The sequence below is a fragment of the Peribacillus huizhouensis genome, from assembly GCF_014138605.1.
GTDB classification, from domain to species: domain Bacteria; phylum Bacillota; class Bacilli; order Bacillales; family DSM-1321; genus Peribacillus; species Peribacillus huizhouensis.
Window position 1 is genome coordinate 109,497 of sequence record NZ_JACJHX010000010.1, and the last position, 21,615, is coordinate 131,111.

The following is a 21,615-nucleotide window of genomic DNA, read 5'->3' on the forward strand; positions in this document are numbered from 1 at the left end:
TGCGAAGCCCCGGCCCCATATCCTTAAACCAAAAAACCTCGAAGCCAAAAACGGCAACGAGGTTTTTCGTGTCCTAGCTATAGTGGTTTTACCCAGCTTTAGTTTACATATTTTTTTCAATTTCGACAAGAGCCTGAGTGCTATTTTAATAAAAGATCGCCTAAATATCTTCCTCGAGAAGCCCTTGCTTTAATTGTGCAGACGAATGTTCCCACATTTGAGCATTATGACTTTTCAAAAACCCCGCTAATATTCTTTTTGATTTTTCATCCATATGCTCGACAATAATATGTCGTTTCAGCGATTTATCCATATAGTTGACATGCTGCGGAAGAGACTTATATCCTCGGCGAATAGAGCGGTCTACTGTCATTTCGCATGCCGTAACACCAACATACTGAGGACCTTCTTGAGTCGCTTCAATTGTCACCCAGACGAGCCAGTACGGTTTGCCATTTGGAACTTCTTCTTTTGTTTTCAAGAATTTAATTCCTCGCTCTACCATACTTCTCGCATGCATAGCCCCAATATCCACTTCCGCTGTTCCTTCTTCTACGTCAATGATGACAGGTGCGATATTATCAAGAGTCATAACACCAGCGCCAAATCCGCCATGTCCTTCTGTCGGGTCATTTTTAATAATATTAAATCCTATTTTCTTCTTCGGTTGTTCTGACATCTACTTTATACCTCCTTATATATACAGTATCTCGTTAAAAAAATAATAATGAAAAGAATTCGCTCATGCTCTGTAACACAAACGGGATGAGAGTTGTAAGAACGGGTCTTATCGTATAATCGCCAAGCGGTGTAATCACCAAGATTAAAAAGATCAAAGCCCCGTAATTTTCATATTGTGACATTTTTGCCCTCATATCTGATGAAACAAGATCCTGAATAATCCGATATCCGTCAAGTGGTGGCAATGGAAGTAAGTTGAATACAAACAGAACAATATTTAAATGAATCAACATTTCCAAAAAGTCCACAACGAAAAATGGTATATTCGGTTCAAGTCCCGCAGCGTACAACCCATATAGAATGAAATAGCCAACCGCCGCAATTAAAAAATTGCTAAATGGGCCTGCAAAGGAAACAAGAACCCCCGCTAGACGTGGTTTTTTAAAATAAAATCGATTCACAGGAACCGGACGCGCCCAACCGAAGCCAACTATGAGGATGAGTAATGTCCCCAATGGGTCGATATGGGCAACTGGGTTTAATGTCAGCCTCCCCTCTTTCTGGGCAGTCGAATCTCCAAATTTATAAGCTACAAAAGCGTGAGCAAATTCGTGCACCGTAAACGCTATCAATAGAGAGACAACAACATAAGGTATCTCTTCAAGTGGATATGCTAAAAATCGTTCCAAACTATTTTCCTCCATCGTTTAATATCCATTAGTATACAGCAAATTCTCAAATATGAAAAAGAGTTAGATGATGGAATATGTTTTAAACTCATTTCGGCTTAACGGGACTGTTGTTTCCAAATTTTCTTGCAATTATCACACCAATATGGAACACTAAAAGCATAAAGAATGGAGGGGTATACTATGCCATATGTAACGGTAAAAATGCTTGAAGGACGTACTGAGGAACAAAAGAAAGCACTCGTGGAAAAAGTGACGATTGCTGTTTCAGAAACAACTGGAGCGTCACCTGAGAAAGTAACGATTTTCATCGAAGAAATGCCGAAAAATCATTACGCGCAAAATGGTATCCGCCTTAGTGATCAATAAGAAAATCGGGATCACCGATTAACTTATATCTTGATGCTAATGCTACATACAAAACTTATATGGCGTTAAAACGCCACCCTTTACTATGAAGGATATATTATGGAGCACACTACACTTGCCTAATTTCAATGGTGGCGGTCCGGATCCGGAATTTTGGATGCTTTCTCGATTTTACTAGTAAATTGCGAAGCCCCGTCCCTATGTCCTTCATGCAAACCTATAGTAAACTTTTCTTATCACAAAAAAAGCTAAGCCTTAATCCAGCTTAGCTTTTTCCTTTAATTTCTTAATATATTCATATGCTTCGTCAATTTCTTCATGCGTGTACTTTTGCTTGCTTTTCAAAGTAAATACTTTCTCTGATACTTCATCTTTTTCAAGAGTATCAAAATAAAGCACAGTCGAAACAAGCTCCAAAAAACGAGCATGTTGCTCATTCATGTCACAGAGACATGGTTCTAATGTAGGCATATCCATCTCATGCATCCCAAGGAAATTCCTACCCGACTCTGTAATTGAGTAACAATATTGATAGTAGCCTGCCTTCTTTTCCCTCACTTCATTCAAATATCCCATTTCACATAATTCCTCAACTCGTAACGTTAGCTCTTCTGAATAAGGGCCGTAAAAGTGAAATTGATATTTTTCCTGAAACGGAAAGGAAAGCTTCTTAGCAATATAAATCATTTTTTGTAGTTTTTTTCTTCCATTTATTTCTCCTGCAGAAGAAATGGCATGAATAATCTTAGCATGATCCTTAAACAAGGCTCATCACTCCTCATTCTAAATGTTCCTTTGCTATAAGAGGTTGTTCAAAAAGTCCGGTAAAAATAGCTGTCGAATTTCTTCGTCGCTCATTATGACCTTCTGTTAAAATCGCGCACGCCCTGTGCGCAACACAGAAGCCAGCACATCCTGTGCAAGTCCGGTCCTCACGTATTACGTATACGTTCCGGTCCTCGAGACAATCGCTCCTCGAACTTCTCGGCTCTTTTTATCCACCTTTTTAAAAACGCACTATAAAGTTATGACAATTCAAGTAGCTCACGGATTTGCCGCTTCACGTTCTTCTTTGTTGATTCATCACGCAATAAATCGGCAGGGAAATATAACTTATGGTCCGTTCTTCTTTTACCGGAAATTGCATCAACTATTTCTGATTCACGGGATAACTCTCTGATCTCCCCGTTATTTTTCAACAAATGAATCGGCAAACGTTCTTCCTCTTCACCTGGGCGGTAAAAATCATAGGGCAAATCAGAAGAGGAATCGACAACGAGATAATACTCTGGATCGATGCCAGCTTTTTTAAATAAACGGTTCAGCTCCATCAGTTTATTCATTTGCTCATTGGATGGATGGAATTCAACATATTTAAACAGTTTACGATTCATAAAGCGAAGACACAAGTCACGCAATATGCCATCTTCTTCCACTTCCCAAACCTGGAAATAATAAAGGATGACCGCCTCGTCTAGTTTCAAATAATCCTCTACTGTTACATTCCCATCAAACAATGAACGGAAATGAACCGGTTCCTGTTTAAACGTATAACCCGTATTATATAAATGCTTCGCTCTATGTAGAATTTTCGTCAAAATGACTTCTGCACTTCGCGATACGGGGTGAAAGTAAACTTGCCAGTACATTTGATAGCGACTCATAATATAGTCTTCCACTGCATGCATCCCACTTTGTTTAATCACTACTTGATCTTCACGTGGGCGCATCACGCGCAAAATCCGCTCCATATCAAAATGCCCGTAGCTAACACCAGTAAAATAAGCATCCCGTTGCAAATAATCCATCCGGTCTGCATCTATTTGGCTTGAAATCAGACTTACGACCAGCTTGTCTTCATATGTCTTGGCAATAACATCCGAAACCTTCTTTGGAAAATCAGGGTCAATTCTACGAAGTACCCCATTCACTTCTGTACGCCCAAGAATAATCTCTCTCGTAAATTGCTCATGATCCAGATCGAATACTTTTTCAAATGAATGAGAAAATGGACCATGACCTAAATCATGAAGCAAGGCAGCACATAAGGAAAGAAGCCTCTCCTCTTGGTTCCATTCAGGTCTTCCTTCAAATACATCATCGACAATTCGGCGCACGATTTCATATACACCAAGTGAGTGATTGAGACGACTATGCTCTGCACCATGAAAGGTTAAATAGGTTGTGCCTAACTGTTTCACTCTGCGTAATCTTTGAAACTCCTTTGTACTGATTAAATCCCAAATCGCCCTGTCCCGCACGTGTATATAGCGGTGAACGGGATCTTTAAATACTTTCTCTTCACTAAGCTTTTCACGGGAATATTTCATGGACAACCCTCTTTTTAACATGAATTTTAGTGTCTAGCGCAGGCGCTTTTTCTTTTTGATTCTATTATTATAGCTTGTCTTTTAAAAAAAATCCTATATGTCCTATTTTTCGGCGATTGAATAACTCGAAGTCCTTATCCTGGTCTTTTCCTTTAAAATTTTTTGGGGTAAAAAAGAGGTCCATGCTTTATTCCCTTACTAGAAATATGCACTAGATTTTGAGTGAAATTCTATTTAATTGCGACTGCGGATAAGAATGGTTTAAATCGATATTATTGGTCTATTCCTCAAGTTTTATGGGCGTAGATTTTATTTTCATTCGAATTAATCACAGATAATAGCTAAATTCATTCAAGCTGCCATTCATATAGTAGGTATTTTAACATGTCGATCCCCAATTCTAAAAGCGTACATTCAGTGACAATTCATCCAGAATTTGAGTTTCACTTAGATTCAGACATCAATCTTCTTAACACTTCAGGAAAAACTAGTATCCTTTTAAGTTTGATGAATAAATGTCCTAACCATTGGTAATAATGAATCGTATAACAGGTTAGAGTAATCAAACTTCGATGTAGTGTATTAATATGTTACCAATTTTACATGTTACCAGAAAGGAAGTAGATTAGGATGAAAGTTCGTCAAGATGCTTGGACAGAAGAAGATGATTTATTACTAGCTGAGACAGTGCTACGGCATGTCCGTGAAGGCAGCACCCAATTGAATGCTTTTGAAGAAGTCGGTGATAAGTTAAATCGTACATCAGCTGCTTGTGGGTTTCGTTGGAATGCAGTCGTTCGTCATACATATGACAAAGCTCTGCAATTGGCAAAAAAACAACGGAAACAGCGTAATCGGATGTTAGGTAAAGAACAAGGTGGAAAAAAGCGTCTGCTTTATACACCACCCACTCCTACAGCAGAAGCAATCGGTTTATCTGCTGAACCAGTGGAGGAGATAGCTCCAGAAATATCTGTAGAACTATCAGAAGAAGTAGCGCCCCCTATTCGTACTAGAGAACTATCAAAATCCAGTTCAATTTTGACTCTAGATATGGTAATCTCATTTTTACAATCTATGGATGATTCAACGCTTCATGTAGAACTGCTTCGAGCAGAAAATGAAAGATTAAAGATTGAATTGAAAGACTTGAGACAACGTAATGATGTCTTAGAAAATCAATTGAATTCACTTGAGCAAAATAGCGGGCTCATGCAGGAAGACTACGAAACTTTAATGAAAATCATGAACCGTGCTAGAAAACTGGTGCTTTTGGAAGAAGACGAGCGCCCTGCTACTAAATTCAAAATGGATCGCAACGGAAATCTGGAAAAAGTAGCTGAATAATTGACCATTTAAATAGATATGTATTTGCGGAGACGGTAGGCAACACACGTTTATATTTCATGTGTAATATCTTAATCATTTATCTCGCATTAGCGGACAGTAACTCTCTCAAAGCTTTGAGACTGATTGAAGTTTCAATTTTATAAAAAAGAGGATGCTACAAAAAAGGACAGACCAGATTGTTAACTCTCTTATTTTAGGTGAAGTTTTTATCACAATTCACTGAGTATTGAGAGTGGGGTATGCCCTTTTGCATCCTGAATGACATGGGGCGGGGCTTAGCGACTTACTCATATAACCTATTTACTTAGCAGGTATACTTCTTTTATTGAGAAGGTACTTTAAATTCCAGCTCCGCACCGCCACCATTGTAATTAGGTGAATGTAGCGTACTACATGTGGTAAATGTGGCGTTTTTACGCTATTGGAGTTTTGTGTCATTCATGATCTAACTTGTCGTTACGTTCCTTCACCCTCATTAAATACCCTTCGAATATAGCTAACTCTTCTGGTTGAAGCTGCGAAGAATAGATGCTTCCTCCTGTTCGCTTTAAGGTTTGTAGTAGACTCAACATTACATCTTGGATGGTTAATGGAACATTTAATAGCTCTGATAATGATGCCATCACTTCTGGTTGTATATCAGGATAGGCAAACTTCGTCTCGACGTCTTTTTTTGCTTGAGCATAAAAGCCGCGAATAAGCTCTGCACGCTCAGAACCACTACCGTTTACACATAGATAGATTTGCACAGCAACTCCATTTCGAATCCTTCTCTGGGAAATGCCCGCGAATTTTTTGTCATTTATGCTGAGGTCATAACTTCCGGGGCAATACGATCCGATAATTTCTTTTGCTTCAATCTTAACATCATAGTGGGAAAACATCGTACAAATCAAATCAAGCATGGCATCATACCCTCGATTAATTTCGATTCTTCGCTCCGTTTCCGGAAACACAAGCGATACATTTAACACACCCTCATCAAGAACAACAGCAAGCCCCCCTGAATTCCTTACAATAACCTGATAGCCCAAATCATTTAAATATGTGAGTCCACTTTGAAGGAATGGTAGTCTCGTGTCCTGAATTCCGAGTACAATCGTTTGGTGATGCACCCATGCCCTAGCAACTGCTTGGGAACGACCACTGCCGACAGAGGCACATAATGTATCATCCATTGCAAATGACTGCAGTGCATGAAAGTTAGGGCCAAGTGAAGATTGGTCAATAATTCTCCACTCCGGCTGTATGATTAATGATTCTTTTTCACTCATATAGACGCTTCCTTTTATCATCATTTAAGAGGTGGTTCAAATCCTGGGAAAAATAGTTGTCGGATTTCTAGGCACTTCTTACTCTCGCAATTTAAATCCAATCCATTATACCATTAGCTATTTATTTTTTAAAAAGACAGATAAAAAAAGGGTCAGACCCCGCCATAACTAAATACAGTAGTACAATAAGTGTGAGACACTACATACTGATTTAGAGTGCTTAGGTCAGACCCAGACTAGCTATTATTACTGTATAGCTTGACCTGCAGTAATTAAAGCCAATTTATACACATCTTCTTCATTACAACCGCGTGAAAGATCATTAACCGGACGGTTCAAGCCTTGTAGAATCGGACCAACCGCTTCGAAATTACCAAGACGTTGGGCAATTTTGTACCCAATATTACCTGCTTCAAGACTTGGGAACACAAAGACGTTCGCATCACCTTGAATTAAAGAACCAGGCGCTTTACTTTTCGCAACAGAAGGTACAAAAGCGGCATCAAATTGGAATTCTCCATCAAGAATTAATGACGGATTCAATTCTTGAGCGATTTTTACTGCTTCCGCTACTTTTTCCGTTTCTGGTGAAACTGCTGATCCTTTTGTCGAGAAACTAAGCATCGCAACACGCGGCTCAATATTAAACATTTCAGCAGTTTTTGCACTTTCAATCGCTATTTCCGCTAAATCATTCTGATCTGGTGCAATGTTAATTGCACAATCCGCAAACACATATTTTTCTTCATCGCGAACCATGATGAATACACCAGAAGTCTTTTTAACACCTTGTTTTGTTTTAATAATTTGAAGTGCAGGTCGTACAGTATCAGCAGTGGAATGTATAGCACCACTAACAAGGCCGTCTGCTTTATTCGTATGCACAAGCATTGTACCAAAATAATTTTCATTCAATAAAATTTGACGTGCTTGTTCTTCAGTTGCTTTTCCTTTACGTGCTTCCACAAAAGATGCAACAAGTTCATCCATCATCGCATATTGAGTTGGGTCATAAATTTCCACCGCTTCAAGGGAAACACCTAATTTTTTTGCTGATTGCTGTATTTTTTCAATATCTCCAATCAAGATAGGAGTCAACAGCTTGTCTTCTGCTAATCGTGTAGCCGCTGTCAAGATTCTTTCATCCAAACCTTCTGGAAAAACTATTTTCAAATTGTGTCCTGAAACTTTTTCTTTTAATGTATCAAATAAATTACTCATGCTTTTCCTCCTGTACAAATTGAACTTTATGAACCGTCACTATTCCTAATGAATCATGGCACAAGCATTCAATTTTCTGTTATATAATTAGCATACCCTTTTAGCCTAAAAAATTCTAGAAACAGACAACCTGATAACGCTTTCATTATTAAAAAAGTATTATTTTGAGATAGTATGCGTTACCATTCCCCTAAAAAATAGAAAATAGGGTTAAGATGAAAAATCATGGCGATGATAATTATGAACAAATCTTGAACTTGTTGAGCTAAATTTGAACAGATCCGGTTCTCAAAATTTCCTTTAAATTAAATTATGATATAGTTAATATATAGAAAAAAATCATGGCGAAAATTCGCCAATATTTAGTTAGAAGAGGGTTCTTGTGACATGAGCTATTCCATACAAGTTTTATTTAAACTACCCCCTCTTCTTTCATACAAAACAATATATAGGAGTGATACTCATGAGTGAAGCTGCACAAACCCTTGATGGCTGGTATTGCCTGCACGATTTCCGTACAATTGATTGGGCATCTTGGAAATTACTCTCCAACGAAGAACGAAAAGAAGCAATTTCAGAATTCAACCGTTTAGTAGACAAGTGGAATACAACACAAAGTAATAATGAAGGCAGTCATGCGCTTTATACAATTGTTGGTCAAAAAGCAGATTTCATGATGATGTTTGCACGACCTACAATGGAAGAGCTTAACGCAATTGAATTGGAATTCAATAAATCGAAGCTAGCTGAATATACAATTCCTAGTTATTCATACGTATCTGTTGTTGAACTAAGTAACTATCTTTCTGGTGAGTCGAATGAGGATCCGTACCAAAATCCTCACGTTCGTTCTCGTTTATACCCTATTTTGCCTAAATCAAAGTATGTTTGTTTCTATCCAATGGACAAGCGCCGTGATGGCAATGACAACTGGTATATGCTCTCTATGGAAGAACGTAAAAGCTTAATGCGTTCCCACGGTTTAATTGGCCGCAGTTATGCTGGAAAAGTGAAACAAATTATCTCCGGGTCTGTCGGTTTTGATGATTTTGAGTGGGGCGTTACATTATTCTCTGATGACGTACTGCAATTCAAAAAACTTGTTTACGAAATGCGTTTTGACGAAGTAAGTGCTCGCTATGGCGAATTCGGTTCTTTCTTTGTTGGAAACATCCTTTCCGAAGAAGAAATTTCTACATTTTTATCCGTATAACAAATTAGAACATATAGTAGATACAGTGAAACTTAAAAATCAGTAGGGGGATCTCATCATCCTCTACTGATTTTTTGTCCCTTTCTAAGATCTTCGCTATTGCTTCGATACGTTCATAGTACGTACGAACTATTACCCAATGAATCAGACTAAGTGCGCCGCGTCCTGTGGACCTCAACTACACCTCTGAAAACCACAAAGGTGAGTTCACTGTATCTCTCCAATCGGGCTTTTTTACGAGCAGTTAGTTCCCCTCTTACGTTTCTTCGATTCCTCTAAGCCTTGAGGCTGCGGTCTTACTCTCATTCATGCGCAATAAAGTTTGAAGGCTTGTCCCATAAGGGTCTGATTTCACATGCTATACACTGTTTATCGTGGTTTATTACACATCAAATAAACGATAGATAGTCGATGTGATGTCAGACCTTTTCTTAATATGTCATATGTTTTAATAGTTCTATTTTGTTTGAATTCCCGCAACAATCCGCCCCACACAATGCCTCAAACTTTTTGTCATAAACGTGCTTCCTTTACCGTACACATGAATTAGTGATGATGCAATTGTTATGTAAATAATCCCCTATAACCAATACATCAAAATTAAATAGTCAAATCAGCCATAGAGAGGTGATTAGGTTGGCGGTCATCAAGCATAACGAAGAAGATGTAAAACTTTTAGCCCGTTTGATGCGGGCTGAGGGTGAGGGTGAAGGGACTCAAGGTATGCTACTAGTTGGAAATGTGGGCGTAAATCGGGTGAGAGCCGAATGTCTTGATTTTAAAAACATCTCAAACATGAATCAGATGGTTTTCCAGAGTCCAGGAGGCTTCGAAGCCACACAGAAAGGGTATTTCTATCAACGGGCTCGTCAATCAGAAATTGACCTTGCTAGAAAAGTAATTAAAGGAAACCGATACCACCCAGCTCGGTATTCATTATGGTTTTTTAAACCTGCTGGAGCTTGTCCTGCACAATGGTATAACCAAGACAATACAGGCCGATTCAAGTCACACTGCTTCTTCCAGCCTACTCAAGCTAATTGCCCTAGTGTATACAGTACGTATTAAAAGAAAGGCATTCCGGAAGAACACTCCAGCTACATATGTCTTTATCGGAATAATAGCCCTTTAGCCAAATAAAAGAAGGAGTATACCCAGTAGGCGTTCTTTGATTTTTCGCAGCCATCTTTTTCATACTAAGCAAGACAGCACGAAACAAGCAGGAAGCATCTGAAGATCCCTAACGTTCATTGACGAATCACTTCGTATGAAGGACAAAGGGACGAGGCTTTGCGACTTACTAATCTAGCCAATCTACTTAGCAGGTATTACTGATTTTATCGAGAATGCATCCAAAATTCCTGCTCCGCACCGCCATCATTGTGATTAGGCGAGGATAACGTGCTATGGGGTTGATTATTAATGGTGGAAATTTACCAACATAGAAGTTTCGTATGATTGTACTCAGTTTCAAGTCTATTTTCTGATATTTGGAGGGAAATCAATGAATCAGCCTACAAACCATAATCAATTTGGCAATTACCCGTTTCCACCACAATATGGCAACATGAATCCGACTCAAAGTCCGACTGGATATCAACAGCCAGGGCCATATCAGCCTACTCAGCCTACTCAATCACCTTTACAAGTACCTTTTATGCCACCAAGTATGCCGACCGGTAATCCACAAGTTCCAGGAATGCTACCAGTTGAGGAATCCTATATTGAGAATATTCTCAGGCTTAATAAAGGAAAATTAGTTACCATCTATACAACCTTTGAAAATAACCGGGAGTGGAATGCAAAAATTTTCAAAGGAATAATTGAAGCGGCCGGTCGCGACCATATTATCATCAGTGATCCGCAAACAGGACTTCGTTATTTAATACCGATGGTTTATTTAGATTACATCACCTTCGATGAAGAAATTGAATATGAATATCCATTCGCATCAAGTCAGCCGAACTTGGCTTCCTATCCACCAAGATAATGAAGGCACTTTTAGTCGCTAACAAAATCCAACGAAACGGTTTATACGCTTCATACTTGTACCCCAAAAAGGCTGCCACAAGATCCAACACTTGTAACAGCCTTTTTTCATTGTTATCCCGCTTTAACCCCTTCACCTCAAGTGATTAAGGAATCGAAGAAGCTTAGGTGGCGGATGAAGCCCCACTGATTGAAGTTTCACTTTATCAATATTTCACAGTTGCAACGATTAGCAACACCCACGCTACAAGGAAAGCGACTCCTCCTAGAGGGGTAATCGCACCAAGAACCTTAATTCCTGATACGCTGAGCACATATAAGCTGCCCGAGAATAAAATGATACCAGCAAACATGAGCCACCCTGACCAGTTCATTATAGGACTAGACATTTTTCCAAGAAGAACTCCGATGATTAGTAAGCCTATTGCATGAAACATTTGATAGTGAACACCGGTTTGCCATACTGCTAGGTATTTATCAGAGATTTTCCCCTCTAACCCATGGGCACCGAAAGCACCAAGTGCCACAGCTACAAAGGCATTAATCGCTCCTAAAATAATAAATAACTTCATCCCAAACACCCCTTTTATTTAAAAATCAAACAAAGAATCTCCATTTGCATCATCTATTTTAACAGGTTTCGTTTGCGTCATGGATGAAACAATCGGGACTGGCTGCTGAATCGGCTGATTGAATACAGGTTGCGGCTGCACTGGAATACGGCTCATACTTAAATGTGTTACCGGTTCTTCCTTTCCTTCATGCAAACATTCGCATAATGCTTGAATCGCTAGTACATAGCCACTTAATTCTGCTTTAGATTCCGCTTGCTTTGCTTTTGCAACTAATTCACCCATCTTATCTAATATTTTATCAGATGAAATTTCCATCTACTCACCTCTTTACCTAAGTCTATCCCATCACGTAAGCCGGATGCACATCGACTATGGATTGTTTACATGTCAGGTCAACCCCGTTTAGGACAACCTCTGCTGTTGTTTAGCATATCAAAAAACAAGCATCAGTTCAAAGCTTGCTTCTTACCGATTTGCCAGCTGGTTTCGGTATGAATTTCATGCAGGCTTCACCAGATGAGCGGAATACTTCTAATGATGGAAGTTTAGCACTTTTAAAGGCAAATGATCTGCACCCTCTTGGAAAATAAGGATCCCACGTCACATAATAATGCTTGCAGGCTACACAATTTATTCTTTTTTCCTGCATAATCTACAATCCTTTCGTAAAACTCTTTGTTTCATGTGGAACATTGTCAGTTTTTATTCCGATTTAACTAACACCAGTGGGAACTCCAACAGTTACGAGTTCTAAAATCAAACTTAAAAACGTAAATCTTATCTATTTGAAATTTGCCAATCAATCTCTTGTTCTCCTAGCTGCTTTAAAAGATGATTCGTTTTTGAAAACGGTCGGCTCCCAAAGAATCCCCGATTTGCTGATAAGGGGCTTGGATGAACCGATGCGATGATTGGATGCTTCTTTGTATCAATTAACACGATTTTACTTTGTGCTGGTTTTCCCCATAAAATAAAGACCACTGGTGTCTCGCGTTCATTTAATAGTGAAATGACTTTATTCGTAAACAGCTCCCAGCCTTTCCCTCGATGGGAATGTGCTTCCCCTTCTCTAACTGTCAGCACTGTATTCAAAAGCAGTACCCCCTGTTCTGCCCATTGAACAAGGTTTCCGTGATTCGGAATTGTACAGCCAATATCTGCATGCAATTCTTTATAAATATTTTTTAAAGAAGGTGGAATCTTCACTTCTGGTTGAACAGAGAAACTAAGACCATGAGCTTGATGCGGTCCGTGATATGGATCCTGGCCTAGAATGACTACCTTTACCCTATGAAACGGTGTAAGTGTAAGCGCATTATAAATATCCTTTGCTTCAGGATGGATGTTTTCATTCTTATATTCTTTTTTCAAAAACTCTCGTAGCTCTCGATAATACGGCTTTCTAAATTCCTCTGCCAAGAGAGGCCCCCAATCATTATGTAGAATCTGATTCACCATTGCTAAAAGCTCCTTTCTACAATCTACTATTCTTTATTATACGTTATACAAATACTTCCTTCCTCATTTTACCCCGCATTAACGGGCAGAACCCCCCACTGATTGAAGTTTCACTTTAAGAGGCGTTTATAAATTGCCAGGTTTCTACTCTACCCATTTATGGATATAAGGTTAGGTGGACGGATGAATCTTGGAGGAATAGAGAATGAGAAGAAGTTGGCTTGTAAGCAAATGGATGTATGGTATATATATGATTCTTCTAGTTATTACAATTGTAATTATGTATAACAGCTATAAACATTTGCCACATGGGGTTTCCTTTGAAGGTGAGGTACATCGTATTGATGATGTGAATTTCATATACGATTTATCATACAAAGATAAAAACGGCCATGTAAAGCATGAACAGCGGATTTTATGATGAAGACATACATTTCCCCAAATTAAGTAAGACTTTAACAGATAAACTTGTTGCCAAGAAGCGAGTCAATCCTCATATTCAGGTAATTTTTATTACAGATGAAGTGAATACAACCTATCAATCCTATCAATTAAAAGAATTAAAGAAAATGAGAGAAAACGGGATTGAAGTGATAGTGGCCAATCTAGATCGTTTACGAGATCCGAATCCAATATACTCTGGTTTTTACCGTACGTTTCTGCAATGGTTTAGTGAGTCAGGGTATGGTTGGATTTGGAACAATAAGGATGGGATCTATATGGTTGATTATGAAGAATATCAGGATAAACTTCCTGTGTTTAAGTATATTACCTACCGTATACAGAAGATTTTCAAATTCACAACCTACTAATTTTCAGTTTCCTTTAATTAGAAAGTTTCGATTCTAGCAAAAGTGGCTATATATAGAACATAGCTAACAGAGACTTTTACAAACACCCACTTTAAAAAAACTAAAGGAGGAACTTTACTATGAATCAAGTATATGTTGTAGAAAATGGCGTACAAGCACAGGAAAGAATTAATCAGCTGGTAACAACAGGGTTTACTAAGGAAAATATTTACTTATTCGCTCATAATCTAGACCGCTCAGAGCATTTGACTGAAGCTACAAACACAGAAGAAATCGGTATGAAGGAGCAAGGCCTCTTAGATACAATTGGAAATTTATTTAAATCTCGAGGAGATGAGCTACGTAACCGCTTTGAGAACCTTGGCTTAACTGAGTCAGAAGCTTCTCAGTATGAGGAAGAACTGGATAAAGGAAAAGTGGTCATCATAGCAAGCACTAACGTGAAATAAGGTGAAACTTCCAAACACTAATCAAATTCAACAAGCCTGTCATTCCCTAAATAAGGGGGTAAAATGACAGGCCTGTTTGTCTTTACTCTATCTACTATAAAAGAAAATCTTACTATATACCTGACTAGCACTTCACTTCCTATGAATCTAGAATGCCGTAAACAACATATATAATTCACTTCGCGCTCAAGCATTTCCTCGTTTTACTTATCACTGTTTATGCTATACTTATTAACAGAAATTAATAAAATTTTTTATATACTTCCTTAGGGGGTCACTAAATCATGACTATGAAAAAAGCACTTTCTATCGCAGGCTCAGATGCTAGTGGTGGAGCGGGTATACAAGCAGACTTAAAAACACTTCAAGAACTTGGAGTATATGGTATGACTGCTTTAACAGTTATTGCGACAATGGATCCAAAGAATAACTGGAATCACAATGTATTTCCACAAGATATCAAGGCTTTAGAGGCTCAACTGGAAACGATCCTTTCCGTTGGCATTGATGCAATGAAAACAGGAATGCTTGGAAGTGTAGAAACCATTGAATTAGTCGGACGTACAATCGATGAAAATGGATTGAAAAATGTCGTGATTGATCCTGTTATGGTTTGTAAAGGCACAGACGAAGTATTACACCCTGAAACAGCTATTGCTCTTCGTGAAATCTTGGCACCAAGAGCAACCGTTATTACCCCTAACTTGTTTGAAGCATGGCAATTAGCACAAACAGGTCCGATTCAAACGATAGATGATATGAAAGAAGCAGCAGTCAAAATCCATGAATTAGGTGCTAAGTATGTATTAATTAAAGGCGGCAGTAAGCTTAATTATGATAAGGCAATCGATTTACTGTATGATGGAATTGAATTTGAAATTCTTGAATCTGAAAAGATTGAAACGGCCTATACACACGGAGCTGGTTGCACATACTCCGCTGCCATTACAGCAGAGCTTGCAAAAGGAAAATCGCCGAAAGAAGCCATTTACACTGCGAAAGAATTTATCACAGAAGCGATTCGTCATTCATGGAAGCTTAATCAATATGTTGGTCCTGTTTTGCATGGAGCATACAAACAATTCAAATAAAAAATGTCGGTTTTCCGACTTGTCTAACGCAACATTTATAGGCTTCCTCATTTTGAGGTCAAGCCTTTTTTTTCATATAAAAGGGAAAGTTCCATCGGTGGGGGATCTTCATCCCACACCTTCGTTTCGCGATTCCACTAAGCCTTGAGATGGGGAGCTTGACTTTCCGTTAATGTAGGAAAAATCGCCTTACTTAGTACCTTTAGTCTTATCATTTCACTTTTTATAGCTATTTTTGTAAGATGGTATGTATGACACTAACATGTAGACGGACGATCATTCGCTCCGACTTAGGAGGACATTAGATGAAACCGATTGAACGTGAAGAAGTACAACGCGCGATTGATTCTTTCTGTGAAAGAGATGTTTTTCTGCATCTTGAAACGACAAATGGGGCATACGCCTCTCACCATGATGAATCGTTTTTTTCCGCAGGTGCTTATATCCGCAATGCCAAAGTTCGTTATGAACACGGAAAGATTGTTGGCGATGATCCCTATCGCGTAGGGCTTAAGCTTGAAATTGGTTGGGTGTATGCAGAAGGGCTAAATCATTTCGAAATAGATGAACAAGGTAGGCTTCTGTTAGCTGGACTTGATTCAACCGGAAAACTTGCTGTTGCTTTACAAATTAGCCCACAGCCATTTGAATGAGAAAAGGAGATGATCGCTTTGGAACAAGAAAAACAAGTATTAGTCGTATTTCCACATCCAGATGATGAAGCGTTTGGTGTTTCAGGAACGATCGCTTCATATATAGAAAGAGGTACGCCTGTAACATATGCATGCTTAACTCTTGGCGAAATGGGACGTAATCTCGGTAATCCTCCCTTCGCTACTAGAGAATCTCTTCCTAAAATTCGCAAAAAAGAATTACAGGATGCTGCAAATGCGCTAGGGATTACAGATTTAAGAATGCTTGGATTACGTGATAAAACCGTCGAATTCGAGGATGATGACGTACTCACTAAGAAAATCACTACCTTAATCCATGAACTAACACCATCACTCATCATCACATTTTATCCCGGCTACAGCGTACACCCCGATCACGAAGCAACAGCTCGAGCCGTTGTTCGTGCTGTAGAAGCGTTACCGGTAAAAGATAAGCCCAAACTTCAATGTGTGGCCTTTTCAAACAACTGTGTGGCTGAGCTAGGCGAACCTGATATTATCCATGATATTACCCCCGTACAAGATAAGAAGATAGCCGCCATGAAAGCACACCGCTCACAAACCGAAGCGATGCTTGCTGATTGGGCTGAAAAACTTGAAGCGGAAGACCCTGAATTGCTCGGTTGGATTCAAAAGGAAAGACTTTGGACCTATCAATGGCCGGAGAATTGAAAAAGAACAAAAAGAGAGAAACTGTAGTTTCTCTCTTTTTTGCTCTTTCCTCATTTTATATTCGATGACCATTTTCCACTGTTTACAACTAAAGGGACTTAATGACGCGCTTCAATAAAATGAGAATGGCTCATCGTTGCAACAAATGAATGTGTTGAAACTTTATCCTTCTCTTTTTTATGAACACCTTTCAAAAGGAGGCCATCTGTAATGCCCGTGGCTACAAAAAAGCAGTCATTGGATTTCACAATGTGATCCATCGTCAATACCGCCCTTGGATTTACCAGCCCCATCTTAATACAGCGGTCCATCTCTTCTTCTGTTTCCGGAACAAGTCTAGCCTGGAAATCACCTCCGAGACATTTTAATGCAACAGCCGCAATCACTCCTTCCGGTGCACCACCCGTACCGACAAGGATATCCACATCCAGTTCTTCAATTGCTGTTGCAATTGCCCCTGTTATGTCAACGTCTGAAAATAAGCGAACTTTAGCGCCTGCTTCAAATACTTGCTTCATTAAATAATCATGTCTCGGACGATCCTGCATCATCACCGTCAACTCGCTAATATCTTTTCCAAGAGCTTTAGCGACGGCTTTCATATTTTCTGTGAGGGGAGCTGTTATATCAATACAGCCTTTCGCTTTAGGTCCGACTGCAATTTTTTCCATATACATATCCGGTGCATGTAAGAGTGTACCCTTCTCTGCAACCGCAATGACTGCCAATGAATTTTCCTGACCTTTTGAAACAAGCGTCGTTCCCTCAACCGGATCAACCGCAATGTCAACATCAGGTCCATTTCCTGCTCCGAGTCTTTCACCGATATACAGCATCGGTGCCTCGTCCATTTCTCCTTCACCAATTACAATCAACGCATTCATATTTATACGATTCATTTCATTTCGCATTGCTTCCGTACCTGCACCGTCCGCTTCATTTTTATTTCCTTTCCCAATCCACGGATATGCTGCAATCGCTGCCTTTTGGGAAACTATTAAAAACTCACCTGCAAGTGACTGAACATTTTCTTTTAGTTTAATATTTAATTCAGGCAAGAAACTCACCCTCCTTAGACTCGATAGAATGAATCTCTATAAATAATTATTCGACTGCATTTTTTAATCTTTTAAAAAGCTTACCAGCTTGCTATTATGCTACTTGAACAGATTTTATTGTTGCTAAAAATGTATTTAGGATCATGAACGCTGATGCTGCACCAGGGTCTGTTGTACCGAGTGACCTTTCACCGAGGCGGCTTGATCGTCCTCGTTTAGACAGCATGTCTTTCGTAGATTCCATTCCTTTTTCAGCCGCTTGTACAGCACTTTCAAACGCAGATAAAAAATTATTTGATTTCTCAAAATCGGCTTGTAAGCTTTCAAGTGCGGGCTGGAGTGTATCAATCATCGTTTTATCGCCAACCTCAGCTTTGCCACGCTCTTTAATCCCCTCAATGAACGCTACCCAGAAATCTTTCAAATCTTCATCTTTTAATTCAGATTTTCCCTGAAATGCTTTTGCCCCTCTCATAAAACCAGTTGCATAAAGTGGTCCGACTGAAGAGCCTACAGCGCTTAAAAAAGTTCGCCCTGTCAAGATACTTATTTTTCCGCAATCGACCTCCTCCTTCAAGTCCCCATCGAGCTTTTCATTCACAGCTTGCCAGCCAATCGACATCGTCACACCATGATCACCATCACCTAGTTTCCGATCTAGTTCGCATAAATAATCTTTTTGTTCTTCGATCATTGTTACAACATTCTTCAAAAATGTTTTAAGTTCTTCTGCTGTTACTTTCATCGCGGGTTCCTCCTTATTTTTGAACATACATTGGGCAATCTGCTGGATGATCAACAAACGCTGCCAACTCTTCATCTAATCTTGTTATTGTGACAGAAGCGCCACCCATCTCAAGTGATGTGCTGTAACTACCAACGTAAGATCGATGGATCTCAATACCTTTTTCACTCAAAATCTGCTCAACACGTCTAAACATTATGTAAAGTTCCATGTTCGTTGTAGAACCTAATCCGTTCACAAGAACAGCCACTTTTTCTCCCAAATCGATCGGCATATCCGTTAAAATATCATTCACAAGGCGGTCTACCACTTGGTCTGCAGGCTGCAATTCACCTTTTTCAATTCCTGGTTCACCGTGATGACCAAGACCGATTTCCATTTCATTTTCTGCGAGCTCAAAACTTGGCTTTCCGGTTTGTGGAAGCGAACAAGGAGTTAATCCTACCCCCATAGTACGTGTGTAATCGTTTGCCTTTTGTGCAACTCGAACAACATCATCCAAATTATATCCTTTATCTGCTGCTGCACCCGCAACCTTTGTAACAAAAAACTCACCAGCTATTCCTCTGCGTTTTTCTTTTTCTGCTTTAGGTGCAGAGGCTACGTCATCTGTAACAAGAACCGATCCAACACGGATACCGCTTTCAAGATCTGCAAGCTCTGCAGCCATACCGAAGTTCATCACATCTCCAGCGTAGTTTCCATATACATAAATTACGCCTTCGCCTTTATCGATTGCTTTCGTTGCCTCTAATATCGGATCTGGAGGAGGAGAAGCAAAGATATTTCCTACAGCCACGCCATCCGCCATGCCATCGCCAACATAACCTATAAAAGCAGGTTCATGGCCAGAACCGCCACCAATTAGCACACCCACTTTTCCTTCGCGCGTTGCTTTCGCCGTAACGAGTGCACGCTCATTTTCAGCCAATTGACGTACATGTTTCGGATATGCTTTCACATAGCCTTCAATCATTTCCTCAACAACTTTTGTTGGATTATTTATGAGCTTTTTCATACTTCTGCTCCTCTCAAAAATTCCTGTTCTTTATCCATAATTTGCTGTACTTTTCTTGCTGAATTTCCACCTGAGAAAAAGGACTCTAAATATACCTTTACAACATTTCTTGCTGTTTCAATACCAATCACTTTTGCCCCTAGCGTTAACACTTGAGCATCATTGCTCTTTTGTGCACGTTCTGCAGAGTACGTATCATGACATAACGCTGCACGAATACCTGGCACCTTTCCAGCTGCAATTGCCATACCAATTCCAGTACCACAAACAAGAATAGCCCGATCTACTTTTTGTTCATTAATATCGTTTGAAGCTTGAAATGCAACACCTGGATAATCAATTTCTGTACATGAACCATCCGAACCGTAATCGACAACCTCGTGTCCTAGCTCCCTAATGTAACTTTTTAAACTATCTTTCATATCAAACGCGTTATGATCAGAACCTAATCCAATTTTCATTATACATCGTCCTTTCAATATTTTCTTGTTTTATTCTTAAGTTTATTTTTTCATTTTGTTATCGAAAAGTCAATATTTACTTTCTTTTATTTTCGATTATTTTCATTTCGATAAAAAAATGAGAACATCTATAAGATGTTCTCATTCGTTCATGATATTAAACAGCCTGAACATCTGATAAATTATTAACGGTTTCTTCCTTTTTCGGAAGTGTAACAAACTTCATGATTAATGCACTTAATAAATAAAGTCCTGAATAAATCCAAAGAATACCTACCGTGCCTACACTACCAATAAACAGACCAACAATTGCAGGACCAACAAACGTACTCAAGCCTGCACCAAGATTTAAAATAGACATCGCAGCCCCCCGATTTTCAGGAGCAAGTGATGGTATAAGAGCAGAAAGCGGTACGAATGCTGCTACACATGCACCAAAACAGATCGCAACAATAGTTGTGGCCAAATAATTTGGTCCCATAAACTTTGGAATATAATAAAGAGTCATAATGGTGATCGCACAGCCCACTCCACCGAACCACATTACGGTGTTTCGCCACCCGAGCTTGTCTCCTACAACACCCCAAATAATGTTAAAAATCACATTACTTGTCCAAAGTGCACCATAAATTTGTAGCCATTCTGTCCGCGTAAAACCGATTTCTATCATATACGCTGGAAGAAAAACAACCAACCCGTATGCACCCGCAGTATTAATCGTTCGAACAATTCCTCCAAGGCCAACTTTCGGTCGTTCAAATGCTATAGTAATTCCTTTTGAAAGATATTTAATCATTTCCGCTTTCGTCTCGAATTTTCTTTTATTACTACCATCATCTTTATTTAATAGAATCGCAAGTATGGCTCCTAGTGCTACAAACACCAACGCACTCCAAAGCGTTTTCATTTCTCCTAAGAATGGCAAAACGAAACTTGAATAATAAGCACCAAGAACGTTCAAGCCAGCAGCAAACGAAACCCAAAACCAACCTACAGCCGTTCCAAGTTTTTCAGCTGGTGCGTAATACGTCAGCCAAACAAGAAATGAGTAAGCAAATAACGGATAGCCAAGCCCACGAAGTGAATAGGTTGGAATCATAACAGCCAAATTCATCGTTTTAAGACCGACAGTTAAAAAGATAACGGTTCCAATAACAAATAAAACGACGCCTATTGTCATAGTTTTACGCGGACCTAAAACTTCAGCAAGTACACCTGAAAACCATGCTGCAATTGCCACGGCGAAACCGTATACACTAAATAGCAGCGCTGATTGTTGAACCGTCAGACCATTATCAATTAAATAGGAAGAAAGCCAGCCTTGTTCGAGCCCATCTCCCATCATAAACAGTAAGATACCAATAAACCCCATGGCCATTTTAGAATCCATTCCAAGTTTGCCTAAAAGTCCTTTATTCATCCGATTCCCTCCTTATTGTTTTAAAAAAGGTTCCTGACATGCTTCAGGAACCTATATAAATTTATT

General features: G+C 39.2%; 25 protein-coding genes. 11 read left to right on the forward strand and 14 right to left on the reverse strand.

The genetic code is table 11. The features are described from left to right. Nucleotides 1–160: 160 nt before the first annotated feature. Both HNP81_RS15450 and HNP81_RS15455 read right to left on the reverse strand, forming a co-directional pair. Nucleotides 161–679, reverse strand: coding sequence for a YwhD family protein (locus HNP81_RS15450; RefSeq protein WP_182503204.1), 519 nt, complete (start codon nt 677–679; stop codon nt 161–163). Between the two features lie 34 nt (nt 680–713). Next, the gene (locus HNP81_RS15455; protein ID WP_028393399.1) at nt 714–1,370 is read right to left on the reverse strand and encodes a site-2 protease family protein; all 657 of its coding nucleotides are present in this window, start codon (nt 1,368–1,370) and stop codon (nt 714–716) included. A 183-nt stretch (nt 1,371–1,553) separates the two neighbouring features. Here HNP81_RS15455 and thmT point away from each other — a divergent pair, with 183 nt between their 5' ends. Further along, entirely contained in the window at nt 1,554–1,739 is a 186-nt protein-coding gene (gene thmT, locus HNP81_RS15460; protein ID WP_028393398.1) for a 2-hydroxymuconate tautomerase, read from the forward strand. A gap of 255 nt (nt 1,740–1,994) precedes the next feature. Here the strand turns inward: thmT and HNP81_RS15465 are convergent, their stop codons facing one another. Both HNP81_RS15465 and HNP81_RS15470 read right to left on the reverse strand, forming a co-directional pair. Continuing rightward, nucleotides 1,995–2,504, reverse strand: a complete 510-nt coding sequence (locus tag HNP81_RS15465; protein ID WP_028393397.1) for a YwgA family protein — start codon at nt 2,502–2,504, stop codon at nt 1,995–1,997. Nucleotides 2,505–2,764: 260 nt separating this feature from the next. Continuing rightward, nucleotides 2,765–4,069 (reverse strand): HD domain-containing protein, encoded by a 1,305-nt coding sequence (locus HNP81_RS15470; protein WP_182503205.1) that lies wholly within the window; start codon nt 4,067–4,069, stop codon nt 2,765–2,767. 630 nt (nt 4,070–4,699) lie between these two features. On the opposite strand from HNP81_RS15470, the gene HNP81_RS15475 reads away from it, so the two are divergent. Then, complete coding sequence (locus tag HNP81_RS15475) at nt 4,700–5,416, forward strand: RsfA family transcriptional regulator (RefSeq protein WP_182503206.1); 717 nt, start codon at nt 4,700–4,702, stop codon at nt 5,414–5,416. Between the two features lie 437 nt (nt 5,417–5,853). On the opposite strand, the gene lipL is transcribed toward HNP81_RS15475, so the two are convergent. Then, the gene (lipL, locus tag HNP81_RS15480) at nt 5,854–6,693 is read right to left on the reverse strand and encodes an octanoyl-[GcvH]:protein N-octanoyltransferase (RefSeq protein ID WP_182503207.1); all 840 of its coding nucleotides are present in this window, start codon (nt 6,691–6,693) and stop codon (nt 5,854–5,856) included. A 246-nt stretch (nt 6,694–6,939) separates the two neighbouring features. Continuing rightward, a complete protein-coding gene (gene pta / locus HNP81_RS15485; protein ID WP_182503208.1) occupies nt 6,940–7,914 on the reverse strand; it encodes a phosphate acetyltransferase in 975 nt (324 codons plus the stop codon). A 463-nt stretch (nt 7,915–8,377) separates the two neighbouring features. Here pta and hemQ point away from each other — a divergent pair, with 463 nt between their 5' ends. The 3 genes from hemQ (at nt 8,378) to gerQ (ending at nt 11,117) form a co-directional block, all read left to right on the forward strand. Continuing rightward, entirely contained in the window at nt 8,378–9,127 is a 750-nt protein-coding gene (hemQ, locus tag HNP81_RS15490; RefSeq protein WP_028393392.1) for a hydrogen peroxide-dependent heme synthase, read from the forward strand. 636 nt (nt 9,128–9,763) lie between these two features. After that, nucleotides 9,764–10,195: a cell wall hydrolase gene (locus HNP81_RS15495; RefSeq protein ID WP_182503209.1), complete on the forward strand. Its 432-nt coding sequence runs from the start codon at nt 9,764–9,766 to the stop codon at nt 10,193–10,195. A 436-nt stretch (nt 10,196–10,631) separates the two neighbouring features. Then, entirely contained in the window at nt 10,632–11,117 is a 486-nt protein-coding gene (gene gerQ, locus HNP81_RS15500) for a spore coat protein GerQ (RefSeq protein ID WP_028393390.1), read from the forward strand. A gap of 205 nt (nt 11,118–11,322) precedes the next feature. Here the strand turns inward: gerQ and HNP81_RS15505 are convergent, their stop codons facing one another. The 3 genes from HNP81_RS15505 to HNP81_RS15515 all read right to left on the reverse strand — a co-directional run bounded on the left by HNP81_RS15505 (nt 11,323) and on the right by HNP81_RS15515 (nt 13,149). After that, nucleotides 11,323–11,688 carry a DUF423 domain-containing protein gene (locus HNP81_RS15505; protein ID WP_028393389.1) on the reverse strand — a complete coding sequence of 122 codons (366 nt, stop codon included), beginning with the start codon at nt 11,686–11,688 and terminating at the stop codon, nt 11,323–11,325. Between the two features lie 18 nt (nt 11,689–11,706). After that, the gene (locus HNP81_RS15510; RefSeq protein WP_034302311.1) at nt 11,707–12,006 is read right to left on the reverse strand and encodes a YwdI family protein; all 300 of its coding nucleotides are present in this window, start codon (nt 12,004–12,006) and stop codon (nt 11,707–11,709) included. 462 nt (nt 12,007–12,468) lie between these two features. Beyond that, entirely contained in the window at nt 12,469–13,149 is a 681-nt protein-coding gene (locus tag HNP81_RS15515) for a uracil-DNA glycosylase (RefSeq protein WP_028393387.1), read from the reverse strand. Between the two features lie 205 nt (nt 13,150–13,354). Between HNP81_RS15515 and HNP81_RS15520 the strand changes: the two genes are divergently transcribed. The 6 genes from HNP81_RS15520 (at nt 13,355) to bshB2 (ending at nt 16,847) form a co-directional block, all read left to right on the forward strand. Next, the gene (locus HNP81_RS15520; RefSeq protein ID WP_182503210.1) at nt 13,355–13,570 is read left to right on the forward strand and encodes a hypothetical protein; all 216 of its coding nucleotides are present in this window, start codon (nt 13,355–13,357) and stop codon (nt 13,568–13,570) included. Then, the gene (locus HNP81_RS15525; protein ID WP_182503211.1) at nt 13,551–13,961 is read left to right on the forward strand and encodes a phospholipase D-like domain-containing protein; all 411 of its coding nucleotides are present in this window, start codon (nt 13,551–13,553) and stop codon (nt 13,959–13,961) included. The genes HNP81_RS15520 and HNP81_RS15525 overlap by 20 nt, the downstream gene beginning before the upstream one ends. Before the next feature lie 119 nt (nt 13,962–14,080). Continuing rightward, the gene (locus HNP81_RS15530; protein ID WP_028393384.1) at nt 14,081–14,410 is read left to right on the forward strand and encodes a YflT domain-containing protein; all 330 of its coding nucleotides are present in this window, start codon (nt 14,081–14,083) and stop codon (nt 14,408–14,410) included. A 284-nt stretch (nt 14,411–14,694) separates the two neighbouring features. Further along, on the forward strand, nt 14,695–15,501 hold the full coding sequence (pdxK, locus tag HNP81_RS15535) for a pyridoxine/pyridoxal/pyridoxamine kinase (RefSeq protein WP_028393383.1): 807 nt from the start codon (nt 14,695–14,697) through the stop codon (nt 15,499–15,501). A 305-nt stretch (nt 15,502–15,806) separates the two neighbouring features. Then, a complete protein-coding gene (locus HNP81_RS15540; protein ID WP_028393382.1) occupies nt 15,807–16,154 on the forward strand; it encodes a YojF family protein in 348 nt (115 codons plus the stop codon). Nucleotides 16,155–16,172: 18 nt separating this feature from the next. Next, nucleotides 16,173–16,847 carry a bacillithiol biosynthesis deacetylase BshB2 gene (gene bshB2 / locus HNP81_RS15545; protein WP_028393381.1) on the forward strand — a complete coding sequence of 225 codons (675 nt, stop codon included), beginning with the start codon at nt 16,173–16,175 and terminating at the stop codon, nt 16,845–16,847. Between the two features lie 98 nt (nt 16,848–16,945). Here bshB2 and glpX read toward each other — a convergent pair whose 3' ends face one another. From glpX to HNP81_RS15570, 5 genes are all read right to left on the reverse strand, one after another. Beyond that, nucleotides 16,946–17,905, reverse strand: a complete 960-nt coding sequence (glpX, locus tag HNP81_RS15550) for a class II fructose-bisphosphatase (protein ID WP_051405089.1) — start codon at nt 17,903–17,905, stop codon at nt 16,946–16,948. A gap of 94 nt (nt 17,906–17,999) precedes the next feature. After that, nucleotides 18,000–18,650 (reverse strand): dihydroxyacetone kinase subunit DhaL, encoded by a 651-nt coding sequence (gene dhaL / locus HNP81_RS15555; RefSeq protein ID WP_182503212.1) that lies wholly within the window; start codon nt 18,648–18,650, stop codon nt 18,000–18,002. Between the two features lie 13 nt (nt 18,651–18,663). Beyond that, nucleotides 18,664–19,668: a dihydroxyacetone kinase subunit DhaK gene (locus HNP81_RS15560; RefSeq protein ID WP_182503213.1), complete on the reverse strand. Its 1,005-nt coding sequence runs from the start codon at nt 19,666–19,668 to the stop codon at nt 18,664–18,666. Next, nucleotides 19,665–20,129: a ribose 5-phosphate isomerase B gene (gene rpiB / locus HNP81_RS15565; protein WP_182503214.1), complete on the reverse strand. Its 465-nt coding sequence runs from the start codon at nt 20,127–20,129 to the stop codon at nt 19,665–19,667. Before rpiB ends, HNP81_RS15560 begins: the two co-directional genes overlap by 4 nt. Nucleotides 20,130–20,286: 157 nt before the next feature. Further along, nucleotides 20,287–21,549 carry an MFS transporter gene (locus HNP81_RS15570; protein ID WP_028393377.1) on the reverse strand — a complete coding sequence of 421 codons (1,263 nt, stop codon included), beginning with the start codon at nt 21,547–21,549 and terminating at the stop codon, nt 20,287–20,289. Nucleotides 21,550–21,615 lie beyond the last annotated feature (66 nt).

Bases quoted from the DNA above. Each gene is read 5' to 3' on its own strand.
- rpiB (WP_182503214.1), bottom strand. From the start codon at position 20,129: ATGAAAATTGGATTAGGTTCTGATCATAACGCGTTTGATATGAAAGAT.
- lipL (WP_182503207.1), bottom strand. From the start codon at position 6,693: ATGAGTGAAAAAGAATCATTAATCATACAGCCGGAGTGGAGAATTATT.
- dhaL (WP_182503212.1), bottom strand. From the start codon at position 18,650: ATGAAAGTAACAGCAGAAGAACTTAAAACATTTTTGAAGAATGTTGTA.
- HNP81_RS15530 (WP_028393384.1), top strand. From the start codon at position 14,081: ATGAATCAAGTATATGTTGTAGAAAATGGCGTACAAGCACAGGAAAGA.
- HNP81_RS15450 (WP_182503204.1), bottom strand. From the start codon at position 679: ATGTCAGAACAACCGAAGAAGAAAATAGGATTTAATATTATTAAAAAT.
- HNP81_RS15525 (WP_182503211.1), top strand. From the start codon at position 13,551: ATGAACAGCGGATTTTATGATGAAGACATACATTTCCCCAAATTAAGT.
- pta (WP_182503208.1), bottom strand. From the start codon at position 7,914: ATGAGTAATTTATTTGATACATTAAAAGAAAAAGTTTCAGGACACAAT.
- HNP81_RS15520 (WP_182503210.1), top strand. From the start codon at position 13,355: ATGAGAAGAAGTTGGCTTGTAAGCAAATGGATGTATGGTATATATATG.
- HNP81_RS15540 (WP_028393382.1), top strand. From the start codon at position 15,807: ATGAAACCGATTGAACGTGAAGAAGTACAACGCGCGATTGATTCTTTC.
- pdxK (WP_028393383.1), top strand. From the start codon at position 14,695: ATGACTATGAAAAAAGCACTTTCTATCGCAGGCTCAGATGCTAGTGGT.
- gerQ (WP_028393390.1), top strand. From the start codon at position 10,632: ATGAATCAGCCTACAAACCATAATCAATTTGGCAATTACCCGTTTCCA.
- HNP81_RS15470 (WP_182503205.1), bottom strand. From the start codon at position 4,069: ATGAAATATTCCCGTGAAAAGCTTAGTGAAGAGAAAGTATTTAAAGAT.
- HNP81_RS15505 (WP_028393389.1), bottom strand. From the start codon at position 11,688: ATGAAGTTATTTATTATTTTAGGAGCGATTAATGCCTTTGTAGCTGTG.
- HNP81_RS15510 (WP_034302311.1), bottom strand. From the start codon at position 12,006: ATGGAAATTTCATCTGATAAAATATTAGATAAGATGGGTGAATTAGTT.
- HNP81_RS15475 (WP_182503206.1), top strand. From the start codon at position 4,700: ATGAAAGTTCGTCAAGATGCTTGGACAGAAGAAGATGATTTATTACTA.
- HNP81_RS15560 (WP_182503213.1), bottom strand. From the start codon at position 19,668: ATGAAAAAGCTCATAAATAATCCAACAAAAGTTGTTGAGGAAATGATT.
- thmT (WP_028393398.1), top strand. From the start codon at position 1,554: ATGCCATATGTAACGGTAAAAATGCTTGAAGGACGTACTGAGGAACAA.
- hemQ (WP_028393392.1), top strand. From the start codon at position 8,378: ATGAGTGAAGCTGCACAAACCCTTGATGGCTGGTATTGCCTGCACGAT.
- HNP81_RS15570 (WP_028393377.1), bottom strand. From the start codon at position 21,549: ATGAATAAAGGACTTTTAGGCAAACTTGGAATGGATTCTAAAATGGCC.
- HNP81_RS15515 (WP_028393387.1), bottom strand. From the start codon at position 13,149: ATGGTGAATCAGATTCTACATAATGATTGGGGGCCTCTCTTGGCAGAG.